Genomic DNA, 14,459 nt, shown 5'->3' with positions numbered 1-14,459 from the left:
ACCAGTTCGACAAGGCTGCCACATGTCCTCTCCGTCTTCGGTTGATGAGCAACGGTTTCGCAAACTTCTGAGCCGCAACGTCAGTTTGCCGTTGGGCGTCGGCTTCATCAGTGCCGTGTTCTTCGTTTCGCTGATCACTTATCTGTTGTCCGTGATTCAGTGGGTGGAGCACACCGACCGGGTGATCAATAACGCCAACGAAGCGGTGAAACTCACCGTGGACCTGGAAACCGGCATGCGCGGTTTTCTGCTCAGCGGCGACGAGCATTTCCTCGACCCGTACGAGACGGCCAAGCCGCGCATCGCCGTGGCGCTGAGCACCTTGCTTGAACTGACTGCCGACAATCCGGCGCAGACCGATCGCCTGCGTCGTCTTCAGGCGCTGCAAACCGAATGGGCGACGTATGCGCAGTCGATGATCGATCTGCAACGCGCGAGCGGTGACTACAAGGCAGCAGTCAAAGCGGGCAAGGGCAAGCGCCTGACCGACGAAATACGTAAACAGTTCGAAGACGTGATTGAAACCGAACAGCTTCTGCGTGCTTCACGCAACGAAGACGTGCGCCGCACCACGATCTGGAGCATCAGCCTCTACCTGCTGTTCGTGGCCGGCATCAGCGGCCTGCTGGCCTATGTAGGCCGGCGCGATCTGCTCAACCTGTCCCAAAGCTATGGCGCAACCCTGGCGGCGCAAGAGGCCAGCGCGCTTCGTCTGGAGCAGCAAGCCTGGCTGCGCAATGGCCAGACTCAGCTTGCAGAGCAGGTATTGGGGCAACTGACGCTCAATCTGCTGGGGCGCAACATTTTGCAATTCTGTGCCCAGTACCTTGGCAGCGCTGTCGCTGCTTTGTATGTGCGCGAAGAACATGGTGGCCTCAAACGCGTGGCGACCTACGGTTTCTCCCGCGAGCAGGAACAACAGGATCAATCGATCTACAGCGACGAAGGCCTTGTCGGTCAGGTTGCGCAGCAGGCCCGGCTGATTCGACTCGATTCGGTGCCGTCCGACTATTTCAAGGTCAGCTCCGGCCTGGGCGAAGGCCTGCCGCACAGCGTGCTGGTGGTGCCGACCAGCGATGACGAACGGGTCAACGGCGTGATCGAACTGGGTTTCCTGCGTCCGCTCACCGATCGTGATGTGGCGTTGCTGGAACTGATCGCCGGCAACATCGGCACCTCCATCGAAGCGGCGCGCTATCGCCAACGCTTGCAGGAAGTGCTCGCCGAAACCCAGCAACTCAACGAAGAGCTGCAGGTGCAACAGGAGGAGCTGAAGACCGCCAACGAAGAGCTGGAAGAACAGTCGCGGATTCTCAAGGAATCCCAGGCGCATCTGGAAACCCAGCAAATCGAACTGGAACAGACCAACGAGCAACTGGCCGAACAGGCCCAGACTCTGGCCGAGCAGCGCGATGCCATGGACCAGAAGAACACCGAGCTCAATCAGGCCCAGATCCAGCTCGAAGAACGCGCCGAAGAGTTGCAGCGTTCAAGCAAGTACAAGTCCGAATTCCTGGCCAACATGTCCCACGAACTGCGCACGCCGCTGAACAGCTCGCTGATCCTGGCCAAGCTGTTGGCGGAAAACCCGCAGGAAAACCTCAGTGCCGAGCAGGTCAAGTTTGCCGAGTCGATCTATTCCGCCGGCAACGATCTACTCAACCTGATCAACGACATTCTCGACATTTCCAAAGTGGAAGCCGGCAAACTCGAAGTGATGCCGGAAAACACCAGCGTCGCGCGTCTGGCCGACAGCCTGCGCAGCCTGTTCGAACCGCTGGCGGCGGAAAAGAAACTGACGTTCAACGTCGAATTGCAGCCTGATGCACCGATCACCCTGTTTACCGACCGTCAGCGTCTGGAACAGGTGATCAAGAACCTGCTGTCCAATGCGGTGAAATTCACCGAGCACGGGACTGTCAGCCTGACCATCGCCGGCCAGTCGGACGATCGCATTGCCTTCATTGTGCGCGATTCGGGAATCGGGATTGCGCAGGATCAACAGGAAAGTATTTTCGAAGCCTTCCGCCAGGCCGACGGCACCACCAACCGCAAATACGGCGGCACCGGGTTGGGTCTGTCGATTTCCCGGGATCTGGCAACGCTGTTGGGCGGTTCGATCAGCGTCAGCAGTGCGCCGGGGCAGGGCAGTGCTTTCACTCTGGTGTTGCCGCAGCAATACCGCGAGCCGGGTGACACGCCGATAACGCCGTTGACCTTCACCCCACCGGCCTCTACGCCGGTCATCGCGCCCGTGGCGTCCGTGGCGGCGGTTTCGCCTCTGGCGCCGGTCCACATCCCGCGCTTCGACGATGATCGCAACAAGGCGCCGTTCAATACTCGTTGCATCCTGGTGGTGGAAGACGAGCCGAATTTTGCGCACATCCTCTACGATCTGGCCCACGAACTGGGCTATCAGTGCCTGGTTGCCCACGGCGCCGACGAAGGTTACGACCTGGCGAAAGAGTTCGTGCCGGACGCGATCCTGCTGGACATGCGCCTGCCGGACCACTCGGGTCTGACCGTCCTGCAACGCCTGAAAGAACACGCCGAAACCCGGCACATTCCGGTGCATGTGATTTCCGTGGAAGACCGTGTCGAAGCAGCGATGCACATGGGCGCCATCGGTTATGCGGTCAAACCGACCACTCGCGAAGAACTCAAGGATGTGTTCGCCCGTCTGGAAGCCAAGCTGACCCAGAAGGTCAAACGCGTACTGCTGGTCGAGGACGACGATCTGCAACGGGAAAGCATCGCCCGACTGATCGGCGACGACGACATCGAGATCACCGCCGTCGGCCTGGCACAGGACGCGCTGGAGTTATTGCGCACGACGATATTCGATTGCATGGTCATCGACCTGAAGCTGCCGGACATGCTCGGCAACGAATTGCTCAAGCGAATGTCCACCGAGGACATCTGCTCGTTCCCGCCGGTCATCGTTTATACCGGACGCAACCTGACCCGCGACGAAGAGTCCGACCTGCGCAAGTATTCGCGCTCGATCATCATCAAGGGTGCGCGCTCGCCGGAGCGTTTGCTGGACGAGGTCACACTCTTTTTGCACAAAGTCGAATCGCAGTTGTCCCATGAACGGCAGAAGATGCTCAAGACCGCCCGCAGCCGCGACAAGGTCTTCGAAGGTCGGAAAGTGTTGCTGGTAGACGACGATGTGCGCAACATCTTCGCCCTGACCAGCGCGCTGGAAACCAAGGGTGCAGTCGTGGTCATCGGCCGTAACGGCCGTGAAGCGATTGAAAAACTGAATGAAGTCGAGGACATCGACCTGGTGCTGATGGACGTGATGATGCCGGAAATGGATGGGTTTGAAGCCACCATGGAAATCCGCAAGGATCCGCGCTGGCGCAAGCTGCCGATCATCGCGGTGACGGCAAAGGCCATGAAGGATGATCAGGAGCGTTGCCTGCAGGCGGGCGCCAATGATTACCTGGCCAAGCCCATCGACCTGGATCGCCTGTTCTCGCTGATTCGCGTGTGGTTACCGAAGATGGAACGCATTTAGTGGAACGTAGTCATCACGTTGAACGAAACAGTGAAATCGAACTGCGGCTGCTGATCGAGGCGATTTATCTCAAATACAGCTATGACTTTCGCGATTACTCTGGCGCTTCGATCAAGCGCCGGGTGCAACATGCGCTGAGCCAGTTCGAATGCGCGACCATCTCGGCCTTGCAGGAGAAAGTCCTGCACGACCCGACGGCGTTCATGCAGTTGCTGCAATTGCTGACAATCCCGGTCAGCGAGATGTTCCGCGATCCGTCGCACTTCCTGGCGATCCGTCAGGAAGTGGTGCCGCTGCTCAGGACCTATCCGTCGATCAAGATCTGGATCGCGGGGTGCAGCACCGGCGAGGAGGTCTACTCGATGGCGATCCTGCTGCGCGAAGAGGGCCTGCTTGATCGCACGATCATCTACGCCACCGACATCAACCCGCGCTCGCTGGAAAAGGCCAAGCAGGGGATCTTTTCGATGGAGAACGTGCGCGCCTACACCGCCAACTATCAGCAGGCCGGTGGCCAGCGCTCGTTCGCCGACTACTACACTGCTGCCTATGGCTACGCGATTTTCGACAAGAGCCTGTGCGAGAACGTGACCTTCGCCGATCACAGCCTGGCGACCGATAGCGTATTCTCCGAAACCCAATTAATTTCATGTCGTAACGTGTTGATTTATTTCAACAAAAAACTTCAGGATCGAGCGTTTGGGTTGTTTCACGAATCGTTGTGCCACCGTGGTTTTCTGGTGTTGGGCAGCAAGGAAACCCTGGATTTTTCCGGCTATTCCAACCAGTTCGAACCGCTGGTGAAACAAGAACGGATCTACCGAAAAACATGAACAGTGCAGCGGATTTGCCTCGGATCGAGGCGATTGTGATCGGAGCTTCTGCCGGTGGCGTCGAGGCGTTGCTGAACTTGCTCGGTTCATTAAAGGCCGGATTCGGGCTGCCGATCATCGTCGTGTTGCATCTGCCTGAAGAGCGCCGCAGCCAGCTCGCCGATGTGTTCGCCCGACGGCTGGCGTTGCCGGTGGCAGAAGCCATCGACAAACAGGACATCACCCCCGGCACCGTGTATTTCGCGACGCCGGGCTATCACTTGTCGGTAGAGCAGGATTTCTCCCTGTCGCTGAGTCTTGAAGACCGTCTGCATCACTCGCGGCCTTCGATCGACTTCCTGTTCGAATCCGCCGCCGATGCCTACGGGCCGACGCTGGCTGCAGTGTTGCTGACGGGTGCCAACCACGATGGCGCGCGGGGCCTGGCGCAAGTCAAACGCCAGGGCGGGCTGACCATCGTGCAAGACCCGGACGAGGCGCAGGTCGCGACAATGCCACGCGCGGCGCTGAAGACACATCAACCGGATTACATTCTTCCCATCCACGGCATCGGCCGTCTGCTTGTCGAGCTGGAACGAATCGCATGCTGAGTAATATCCAGGCAAAACTGCTGATCGTCGACGATCTGCCCGAGAACCTGCTGGCCCTCGAAGCGCTGATCAAACGCGAAGACCGCACCGTCTATAAAGCGCTGTCGGCGGACGAAGCGCTGTCGCTGCTGCTGCAACACGAATTCGCCATGGCCATCCTCGACGTGCAGATGCCCGGCATGAACGGCTTCGAGCTGGCCGAACTGATGCGCGGCACCGAGAAAACCAAGAACATCCCGATCATCTTTGTCAGCGCCGCCGGCCGTGAACTCAATTATGCGTTCAAGGGCTATGAAAGCGGGGCGGTGGACTTTCTGCACAAGCCGCTGGATATCCATGCGGTGAAGAGCAAGGTCAACGTCTTCGTCGACCTGTACCGCCAGAGCAAGGCGATGAAGCAACAGGTCGAAGCGCTCGAGCAGAGCCGGCGTGAGCAGGAAGCGCTGTTGCAGCAACTGCAAAGCACTCAGGGCGAACTGGAGCAGGCGGTGCGCATGCGCGACGATTTCATGTCGATCGTCGCCCATGAAGTACGTACGCCGCTCAACGGCCTTATTCTCGAAACCCAACTGCGCAAGATGCACTTGGCCCGGGACAACGCCGCCGCGTTCACCCTCGACAAGATGCACGCCATGGTCGACCGCGACGAGCGCCAGATCAAAAGCCTGATCCGACTGATCGAAGACATGCTCGACGTTTCGCGGATCCGCACCGGCAAGTTGTCGATCCGACCGAGTCGCTTTGACCTCGTGCAGTTGGTGGGCACTCTGCTGGAGAATTTCGCCCAGCAGATCGAAGCCGCCGAGACTGAGGTCAGTTTCACCGCGACCGAACCGGTGGAAGGGCAGTGGGACGAATTCCGTATCGAGCAGGTGGTGTCGAACCTGCTGACCAATGCCTTGCGTTATGGCGGTAAAAGTCCGATCCAGGTTCGGGTTTATCGCGAAGACGATGAAGCCCGGATCGAAGTTCAGGATCAGGGCATCGGCATCAGCGAAGAGAATCAGAAGCGCATTTTTCAACAGTTCGAACGGGTCTCCGCCAAGACGGTGGTGGCCGGCCTCGGGCTGGGGTTGTTCATTTCCGAACAGATCGTCGCCGCCCATGGCGGCTCCATCGTCGTCGAAAGCAAGATCAACGAGGGCGCCCTGTTTCGCGTCTGTCTGCCGCTCCAGGAAAACGGCAAAACAAACGCAACCTCTGAGTGACCACACGGTCGTATCAGCAGCTATTGAACGAACAAAGGCTTCCCATGAGCGTAGATGCACAAGATGTAGTACTCGTCGTCGAGGACGAACCGGTGATCCTGATGGTCCTGACAGACTATCTGTCAAGCCAGGGCTATCGCGTATTGCAGGCCGAAAACGGCGAGCAGGCGTTCGAGATTCTGGCGAGCAAGCCGCATCTGGACATGTTGATTACTGATTTTCGCCTGCCTGGCGGGATCTCCGGCGTGCAGATCGCCGAGCCCGCCGTCAAATTGCGCCCTGATCTGAAGGTGATCTTCATCAGCGGCTATCCGCAGGAAATCCGCGAGACCGGCAGCCCGATTACCCGCCGGGCGCCGATCCTGGAAAAACCATTCGATCTGGATGTATTGCAGGAGAAGATTCAGGAACTGCTGGCCTGAGGCGTCAACCGCCTCAGCTCTTGATCATTTCCCGAACCTTTGCCGTCAGCAGATCGAAGGTGAACGGTTTGGTGATCATCTGCATGCCAGGATCGAGAAACCCGCCGCGCACAGCGGCGTGCTCGGCATAACCTGTGATGAACAGGACCTTCAGGTCTGGCCGGTATTGCCGGCCGATTTCCGCCAGTTGCCGACCGTTCATGCCCGGCAGGCCGACGTCGCTGATCAGCAGATCGATGCGCTGCTCCGAATCCAGAATCGGCACGGCACCGTCGGCATCGCTGGCCTCGACAAATCCATAACCCAGTTCACTCAATACTGCACTGACCAGCACGCGCACGGCCGGGTCGTCTTCGACGATCAATACGGTTTCGCCTTCCACGGCGTCGGGCGCCTGTTCCATATCCGTTGGTGCGTGAGGCAGTGATTCGCCCTGGAATCGCGGCAGGTAGAGTTTGACCGTGGTGCCCTTATCGATCTTGCTGTCGATCGACACATGACCACCGGACTGTTTGCTGAAACCGTAGATCATCGACAGACCCAAACCGGTGCCCTGGCCGATCGGCTTTGTGGTGAAGAACGGATCGAACGCGCGATTGATGACACTTTCCGGCATGCCGCAGCCATTGTCTGTGACGCTCAATACAACGTAATCACCAGGTTCAAGATTGCTGTAGGCCGCGGTGTAGTCTGGATCCAGCACCTGATTACCCGTCTCGACCACCAGATTGCCGCCGTCGGGCATCGCGTCGCGTGCGTTGATCACCAGATTAAGCAGGGCGCTTTCCAGTTGATTGGGGTCGGCCTCGGCCAACCACAATTGTTGGTGCAGGCGCATGTCAAGGTGAATGCTTTCGTTGAGGCTGCGTTGCAGCAACTCACCCATCGATTGCACCAGATCGTTCATATGAACGGCTTTGGAATCCAGCGACTGGCGACGGGAGAACGCCAGCAAGCGGTGAGTCAGGCCAGCGGCGCGGTTGGCCGAGGTCACACCGAGGTCGATCAGGCTGTCAAGATCATCCAGGCGGCCACGGGCCAGCCGCCGGCGCAGCAATTCAAGACTGCCGATGATTCCGGTCAGCATGTTGTTGAAGTCGTGGGCGATACCGCCAGTGAGCTGGCCGACCGCTTCCATCTTCTGCGACTGGCGCAGGGCTTCCTCGTTGTGCCGCAGTTGCGCGGTGCGTTCCTCCACTTGTTGCTCAAGGGTTTCCAGCGTCGATTGCAGGCGACGTTCGCTATTGCTCAGATCGATCAGGCGGTCGCGGGCCTCGTATTGTCGTCGTCGCCCGCGCAGGGCGGTGGAGATCAGGCTGACCAGGGTGGCCGGATGGAAAGGGCGCTCAAGAAAAGTGACGTTGCCCAACAACTTGCTGAGCTGCGACGAAGGGCCTTGTTCGGATCCGCCGTGATGGGTGAGCAGGACGATTGGCAAATCAGACCACGCCGGTTGTTGTTCCAGATACGCCAGCAGGCACTCGAGTTCCGGACCATTAAGGGCCTCGGCAGCGATCAGCAGCAGACCGGCGCCGGGCTCGAGCTCGGTACAAAGAGTGGCCAGGTCGGGCGTGATCAGCCCACCGTATCCGGCCTCGTTGAGAATCATCAGCGCTACCTGGCTGTCGCGTCCCAGCGGCGCAAGGATCAGCGCCCGTTCCGATAGCGGTACGGTGACGGTCACAAGTTGTCATCCTTGAGCAGCGGGTTGCTTGCACCGAGATAGGTGGGCACGCCGCGCAATACACCCTGAAAGGCCTCCAAAGGCTCACCGATGGTCATGCCTTGAGTGGAAATGCGGTATTCGCGGATGGTCGATTCATGGCTGCCGGTGCGTTTCTTGATGATCGAGATGGCCCGACGGACCTTGCCCGCGGCTTCGAAGTAACGCAGCAGAATTACCGTGTCGGCCAGGTAAGTGATATCGACCGGAGCATGCATGTCGCCGACCAGTCCATGCTGGGCGACGGTCATGAACGTCGCGGCGCCCTTGCGGTTCAGGTACAGCAACAGTTCGTGCATGTGCAGTACCAGCGCGTTTTCTTCGGGCATCGCGGCCTGATAGCCGTTGATGCTGTCGATCACCACGGTCTTGATGTCACCTTCATCGACACAGCGGCGTACGCGGTGGGAAAACTCGCCGGGGGACAGCTCGGCGGCGTCGACCTGTTCGATCAGCAGGTTGCCGGTGGCCTGCAGGGCCTTCAGGTCGATACCGATGTTTTTCATGCGCTCGAACAGCAGGCCCAATTCTTCGTCAAAAATGAACAGGGCAGCCTTTTCACCGCGCGCCACGGCAGCCGCCGCGAAAATCATGCTGATCAAGGATTTGCCTGTCCCTGCCGGGCCCAGAATCAGCGTGCTGGAGCCGGTCTCGATACCGCCGCCCAACAGAGCGTCCATTTCCCTGATGCCGCTGGACAGCTGCAGCCGCGGGTAGTCGCTGCGGTGCTCCGCCGCCACCAGACGCGGGAAAACGTGCACGCCATCGCCCGTGATGGTGAAGTCATGGAAGCCGCCACGGTATTTCTGGCCGCGATACTTGATCACCCGCACGCGACGGCGTTCGGCGCCGTAGTTGGGGGTCAGTTCTTCGAGGCGGATCACACCGTGAGCGACACTGTGAACGGTTTTGTCGAGGGATTCGGTGGTCAAGTCATCCAGCAGCAAAACCGTGGCGTCGTAGCGCACGAAGTAATGCTTGATCGCCAGGATCTGACGGCGGTAGCGCAGGGAGCTTTGCGCCAGCAGGCGGATTTCCGAGAGGCTGTCGAGTACGACCCGGGTGGGCTTGAAGCGCTCGACCACTTCGAAAATCTGTTTGGTCGCTTCGCCCAGCTCAAGGTCCGAGGAGTACAACAGGCTTTGCTGATGCTCGGCGTTGAGCAGGCTTTCCGGAGGCGTCAGCTCGAAAATCTCGATGTTTTCGTCCAGTTCCCAGCCGTGGGACGCCGCACCCTGGCGCAATTCGTGCTCGGTTTCGGACAGCGTGATGTACAACGAACGTTCGCCGGCACGGGCACCGGCCAGCAGAAAATGCAACGCGACGGTGGTTTTACCGGTTCCAGGCTCGCCCTCCAGCAAGAAAACATGACTGCGAGACAAACCACCGGCCAGGATATCGTCGAGGCCCTCGATGCCGGTGGCGGCTTTGGCACTGATCAACGCGTTCGATGTAGACAAAAAATGCCCTCTCATGACTAGGAGAAACCAGGCAGCGGGCGCCGGACGCCGTTTGGCACTGCCTGATTTACATGACCTTATGCCGAGACGGCGGTTCCAAGTTTCTTGCAGGATGTGTCGAGAAGACCGCTAGAGTCCTTGCTGCAACGAAGGGTCGTCCGGGTTCATCTGCTCAAGCTGGGCCAGCAGAATCTGTACGTTCTGTAACTGGCCGCTCTCTTTCCAGTAACTGATCAGCAGCACCCGCGCCTTGCGATCAGCCGGGTGGCGCTGGACGATTTCCTGCAACTGCTTTTGCGCCGCTTCCAGTTCTTCGGCGCTGTGCAGGGTGGTGGCGAGGTCGTAGCGGTAGTCCTTGTTGTCAGGCTCCAGCTCCACGGCTTTGGACAGACCGAGCAGGGCGTACTCGCGCTGATCGTGGTGCAGCAGCCAGAGGCCCAGCGCATGTTGCAGATAAGCCGAGTCGGGTTGGGCCTTCAATTGTCGAGCGAGCAATTGCCGCGCGGCGTCGCTCTGGCCCTGGCGGTCGAGCACTTCAATCTGCATCACCAGCGCCGGCAAGTTCCCGGGGTCCAGGCGCAAGGTCTGCTCCAACGCTTCCTGTGCCTGTTTCAGCTCGGCGTTGTGCAGATACAGGCGCGCCAGTTGCACGTAGTTGGCCGCGCTTTGCGGCTGGCTCTTGAGCGCCTGCTCCCACACGTCGATGCCTTGCTGGAGCGGGGCGAAATACAGGCCCAGTTGATCCGGAGACAAGCCGAGCAGGGCGTTGATCGCCGCGAAGCGGACAGTTTGGTCTTCATCCTCAAGCAATGGCCCCAGCAGAAGGCTGCGCTGTCCGCCCGGCACCAGACCGGTCACGCTTTTTATCGCTGCCAGCCGAACGTCCGGCGATGCGTTTTGCAGATCGGCATCCGCCAGCTTCAAGGCCTGCGGGCTCGGGTAATTGGGTAGTTCGGCATGCAGCCACACACGCCGCTTGACCGACAGATCCGGACGCCCCAGTTGCTGATACAAAACTCGCGCGGCACCCGGCTGCCCGGCACGAGCGGCAGCCAGCGCTTCGCTGTACCCATGCCTGATCGCTTCCGGCACCACGGGCGCGGTACTGCGCAATGACAGCCAGGCCACGATGAAGACCAGCACGAGGCCGAGGCTGACGAGCAAATAGCGGCGAGACTGAGGCATGCGGATTTCCGAAACTTTCGTTTTGTAGCGGAGGTCGCAAGCTTCTGTCAGCTCGCGCCGTGAGTCAAACTCTCTGCCGGATATGGCCTGCTACAGGCGTTGAATCGCCCTACAGCTTTTGTCGACCCTGTTAGTCGTCATGCCCTCCATGCAGTGTCTACGCTTGCAGAAGTTGTTTCGAAGAGGCTACCCATGCAATCCCTGCTTGTTTATTTCAAGGCGGTGATCCACCCCAGCCAGGCAGTGCTGCTGTTTGGTTTGCGCACCATTGCCGCCGGATTGCTGACCTTGTACCTGGCGTTCCTGTTCGATCTGGACCAGCCGAAATGGTCGATCATGGCCGTGGTGATCATCAGCCAGCCCCTGGCCGGGATGGCGCTGGCACGCAGCTTCGGACAAATCATCGGGACGACCCTCGGCGCGGCAGTGGCAGTGCTGCTGATGGCGATTTTTCCCCAGGCGCCGTTGCCGTTCATCACGACCCTGGCGCTGTGGCTGGCCCTGTGCACGGCCGGCGGCACGTTGTTGCGCTACACCAGCTCGCAGGCGTTCGTGCTCAGTGGGTATACCGCCGTGGTGGTGGCGCTGCTGGCGCTTCCGGATCAGGACGGCACTTTCCTGCTGGCGGTGACCCGGGTTACCGAAACCTTGCTGGCGGTGGCGTGCGTGTGCGTGGTCAGCCTGCTGACGGCGCGGCCAGAGGCGGTATCACGCAACTATTTCGCGAAGGTCGATCAGGTGATCAGGTTGGTCGCCAGTCATTCGGCTGCCGTCCTTAGGACAGAAGAAAGCGAAGCGGACTTTCAGCGCCGGCAAATGCAGTTGCTGGGGGAGATCAGTGCGCTTGAAGGGCTGCGCCGGCATTTGTACTTCGATGCCCCGCGCCTGCGCAGTGCCAACAATCTGGTGCTGTTGCTGGGCAATCAACTGATGTTGCTGACCTCGCGCCTGACCGCGTTGCGTCACCAGCGGGAATTGCTCACCGAACGCTGGGAGGGCGATCTGCCGCTGGACATCCAGCAATTGCGCGCCGAGGAGCTGGCATTGCTTGATCAGCTCGCAGAACAAGGGCGCTCCTTACCGGCCGAGGTTCGTCATCAGTTCGTCGCGCTGCAACAGCAATTCGAAGCGCTCGCCTACAAGGCCGAACAGCTGACGGAAGACATGAGTGCAACCCTGCGCTCGCTGGCCTGGGCATTGCGTTGGGAACAGGCGCGGCTGTTGCAGCAACTGGAGCAGATTCTCGAATTGAGCGATGCGATACAGGAAGGGCGGGAAGCCAGCTGCATGTTCCGTGGCCAATCCAATCCCTTGCATCTGGATTTCACGCTCGCGACGATGAACGCCATCCGCGCCTTCAGCGCATTGCTGGTGGCCGGGCTGATCTGGATCGAAACCGCCTGGGACGGCGCGCGGGGCGGGATGATCCTGGTGGGAATCCTGTGTTCGTTGATGGCGACGTTCCCGCGACCTCTGATCGCCGCGCAGAGCTACGCCCGAGGGCTGGGACTGGCACTGGTGGTGTCGGCGTTCTATCAGTTCATGCTGGTCCCGACGATCAGTGATTTTGAAATGTTGGCCTTGATGCTCGCGCCGTTGCTGTATGTGATCGCGGTCGGACTGTCCAGCCCGGCCACCGCCGGTATCGGCATGGGGCTGGGACTGTCGAGTTTTTTGATGCTCGGTCCGCAGAACGTCGGTACCGGGCAGAACACCGCCATTCAATGGTTCGAATTTGCCGGGGCCTACGTCAGTGCGGCGATGTTGGCATTGATTGTCTATGCCTGGATTTTCCCGTTCCGTCCGGCCCTGCGCATCCGGCGCTTCTACAACGAGGCAAGGGAGCAGGTCTACGAACTGATCAAGAGTCCGGCCACCGACGAACAGCAATTTGCTTTCGAAAGCCGTATGGTCGATCGCCTGACCTCGATGCTGGGCGTGTTGCCGGCCGCCAATGATCGGGACCTGCAGCGTCTGTATGAAATCAGTCTCGGCTGTGTGGCGCTGGGTGTGGCCATACACCAGCTCAGGCAACAGGCGCAAAACAACACATTGCTCACCGACGCTTTTGGTCGACAGCTGGCGACGGCGTTGCGTCAGACCGGTCGTTTTGTCGCGGGCCGACCCGATGTGCCCCTGACGCCGTTGCTGACTACGCTGCATACGCTTGGCGATGAGCTGGATGCCTTGCATGTCGCCACCCATGAACACTTGTGGTCGGTGTTTCGCATGCGTGTGGCCCTGTTGATCGTGGTGTCGTTTCTGGAGCGACACGGCGAGCATTTGCAGCCCCATCGTTCTGAAGGAGAGCCCGTCCTTGCCCATTGATTTCGAGATTGGCGGCGTTTACCTGCCTCCCATCGCCCAGGCCCTGTTGCTGGCCATACCGGTTTTTTTATTTCTCGACTGGGGTTTGCGCCGGCTCGGCGTCCTGCGTTTTGTCTGGCACGAGGCGCTGTTCGAAGGCGCTCTGTATGCCTGTGTGTGCGCCACACTGATTCTGCTGATGGGAGCCTGAAACCTTGAAGACCTTGCTCACTCGATTGACGACATTGGCGGTGGTACTGCTGGCGATCGTGCTCGGCTGGTTTGCCTGGGAGCATTACACCCGGGCCCCGTGGACGCGGGATGCGCGGGTGAGGGCGGATGTGGTGACGCTATCGGCCGATGTTTCGGGCCGCATCGTCACGCTGGCGGTGCAGGACAACCAGCATGTCGACAAGGGGCAGTTGTTGCTGGAGATCGACCCGGCTCGCTACAGCCTCGCCGTCGAGCATGCGAAGCGCTCGGTGGAGGTTGCCAGGGCCACGCTCGGGCAGTCGCAAGCGGCCATTGTTGCCAGCGAAGCGTTGCTCAAACAGCGCCAGAGCGAAGAGCGCCGGCGACGTACGCTCAAGCAAGGGTTTGCGATTTCAGGGGAGGAGTGGGAGAAGTCGAGCACTGACGTAGCGGTGGCCCAAGCGGATCTGTTACGCAATCAGGCGAATCTCGGTCTGGCCGAAGCCAACGTGCAACTGGCGATTGCGGCATTGACCCAGGCTGAACTGGATTTGCAACGCACCCGTGTCGAAGCGCCGGTCAGCGGTTATGTCACCAACCTGCTGACCCGTCAGGGGGATTACGCGGTGGCCGGCGGCGCCTTGCTGGCGCTGGTGGACAGCGGCTCGTTTTATGTCAGCGGCTATTTCGAGGAAACCAAGCTGCCACGCATCGAGGAGGGCGACCGGGTGCGGATCGAATTGATGAGCGGGGAAAAATTCGGCGGCACCGTGCAAAGCATTGCCTTCGCCATTGCTGACCGGGAAAACGCGCCGGGCAGTCGATTGCTGGCCAACATCAACCCCAGCTACACCTGGGTGAAACTGGCGCAACGGGTGCCGGTGCGGATCGGCATCGATCCCGATTACGCAGGCAAGAACCGACTGAGAGCCGGCACCACCGCGACGGTCACCGTTCTGGAGAACACTGAAGGACAGGCGCAAAAAAGCCCCGCGACCGAATGATACGCGGGGCAA

The 14,459-nt window shown here is 59.8% G+C and carries 11 protein-coding genes; 8 read left to right on the top strand and 3 right to left on the bottom strand.

Annotation, left to right across the window (positions count from 1 at the left end):
• The first annotated feature begins 22 nt into the window (after positions 1-22).
• From CAF73_RS14105 to CAF73_RS14085, 5 genes are read left to right on the top strand one after another with little or no spacing between them, the layout of a single operon-like run.
• The gene (locus CAF73_RS14105) at positions 23-3,523 is read left to right on the top strand and encodes a response regulator (RefSeq protein ID WP_085703019.1); all 3,501 of its coding nucleotides are present in this window, start codon (positions 23-25) and stop codon (positions 3,521-3,523) included.
• Positions 3,523-4,356, top strand: coding sequence for a protein-glutamate O-methyltransferase CheR (locus CAF73_RS14100; protein WP_085696230.1), 834 nt, complete (start codon positions 3,523-3,525; stop codon positions 4,354-4,356). The genes CAF73_RS14105 and CAF73_RS14100 overlap by 1 nt, the downstream gene beginning before the upstream one ends.
• Positions 4,353-4,946 carry a chemotaxis protein CheB gene (locus CAF73_RS14095; protein WP_085703018.1) on the top strand — a complete coding sequence of 198 codons (594 nt, stop codon included), beginning with the start codon at positions 4,353-4,355 and terminating at the stop codon, positions 4,944-4,946. The genes CAF73_RS14100 and CAF73_RS14095 overlap by 4 nt, the downstream gene beginning before the upstream one ends.
• Positions 4,940-6,154 carry a hybrid sensor histidine kinase/response regulator gene (locus CAF73_RS14090; protein ID WP_085696228.1) on the top strand — a complete coding sequence of 405 codons (1,215 nt, stop codon included), beginning with the start codon at positions 4,940-4,942 and terminating at the stop codon, positions 6,152-6,154. Before CAF73_RS14095 ends, CAF73_RS14090 begins: the two co-directional genes overlap by 7 nt.
• A 44-nt stretch (positions 6,155-6,198) precedes the next feature.
• Positions 6,199-6,576 carry a response regulator gene (locus CAF73_RS14085; protein WP_085683718.1) on the top strand — a complete coding sequence of 126 codons (378 nt, stop codon included), beginning with the start codon at positions 6,199-6,201 and terminating at the stop codon, positions 6,574-6,576.
• A gap of 13 nt (positions 6,577-6,589) precedes the next feature.
• Here CAF73_RS14085 and CAF73_RS14080 read toward each other — a convergent pair whose 3' ends face one another.
• The 3 genes from CAF73_RS14080 to CAF73_RS14070 form a co-directional block, all read right to left on the bottom strand.
• Entirely contained in the window at positions 6,590-8,260 is a 1,671-nt protein-coding gene (locus tag CAF73_RS14080; RefSeq protein WP_085703017.1) for an ATP-binding protein, read from the bottom strand.
• Positions 8,257-9,759, bottom strand: coding sequence for an ATPase domain-containing protein (locus tag CAF73_RS14075; RefSeq protein WP_085696226.1), 1,503 nt, complete (start codon positions 9,757-9,759; stop codon positions 8,257-8,259). Before CAF73_RS14075 ends, CAF73_RS14080 begins: the two co-directional genes overlap by 4 nt.
• A gap of 129 nt (positions 9,760-9,888) precedes the next feature.
• Positions 9,889-10,944, bottom strand: a complete 1,056-nt coding sequence (locus CAF73_RS14070) for a tetratricopeptide repeat protein (protein ID WP_085696225.1) — start codon at positions 10,942-10,944, stop codon at positions 9,889-9,891.
• A gap of 192 nt (positions 10,945-11,136) precedes the next feature.
• Here CAF73_RS14070 and CAF73_RS14065 point away from each other — a divergent pair, with 192 nt between their 5' ends.
• From CAF73_RS14065 to CAF73_RS14055, 3 genes are read left to right on the top strand one after another with little or no spacing between them, the layout of a single operon-like run.
• Positions 11,137-13,272: an FUSC family protein gene (locus CAF73_RS14065; RefSeq protein WP_085703016.1), complete on the top strand. Its 2,136-nt coding sequence runs from the start codon at positions 11,137-11,139 to the stop codon at positions 13,270-13,272.
• Positions 13,262-13,462 carry a DUF1656 domain-containing protein gene (locus tag CAF73_RS14060; protein WP_085696223.1) on the top strand — a complete coding sequence of 67 codons (201 nt, stop codon included), beginning with the start codon at positions 13,262-13,264 and terminating at the stop codon, positions 13,460-13,462. The genes CAF73_RS14065 and CAF73_RS14060 overlap by 11 nt, the downstream gene beginning before the upstream one ends.
• Before the next feature lie 4 nt (positions 13,463-13,466).
• Positions 13,467-14,447: an HlyD family secretion protein gene (locus tag CAF73_RS14055; RefSeq protein WP_085696222.1), complete on the top strand. Its 981-nt coding sequence runs from the start codon at positions 13,467-13,469 to the stop codon at positions 14,445-14,447.
• Positions 14,448-14,459 lie beyond the last annotated feature (12 nt).

The sequence above is a fragment of the Pseudomonas sp. B15(2017) genome (assembly GCF_002113215.1).
Lineage (GTDB): Bacteria > Pseudomonadota > Gammaproteobacteria > Pseudomonadales > Pseudomonadaceae > Aquipseudomonas.
The sequence above is the reverse complement of the archived record's forward strand: the minus strand, read 5'-3'. Positions and strand labels throughout refer to the sequence as shown.

Bases quoted from the DNA above. Each gene is read 5' to 3' on its own strand.
- CAF73_RS14105 (WP_085703019.1), top strand. From the start codon at position 23: ATGTCCTCTCCGTCTTCGGTTGATGAGCAACGGTTTCGCAAACTTCTG.
- CAF73_RS14095 (WP_085703018.1), top strand. From the start codon at position 4,353: ATGAACAGTGCAGCGGATTTGCCTCGGATCGAGGCGATTGTGATCGGA.
- CAF73_RS14090 (WP_085696228.1), top strand. From the start codon at position 4,940: ATGCTGAGTAATATCCAGGCAAAACTGCTGATCGTCGACGATCTGCCC.
- CAF73_RS14085 (WP_085683718.1), top strand. From the start codon at position 6,199: ATGAGCGTAGATGCACAAGATGTAGTACTCGTCGTCGAGGACGAACCG.
- CAF73_RS14070 (WP_085696225.1), bottom strand. From the start codon at position 10,944: ATGCCTCAGTCTCGCCGCTATTTGCTCGTCAGCCTCGGCCTCGTGCTG.
- CAF73_RS14065 (WP_085703016.1), top strand. From the start codon at position 11,137: ATGCAATCCCTGCTTGTTTATTTCAAGGCGGTGATCCACCCCAGCCAG.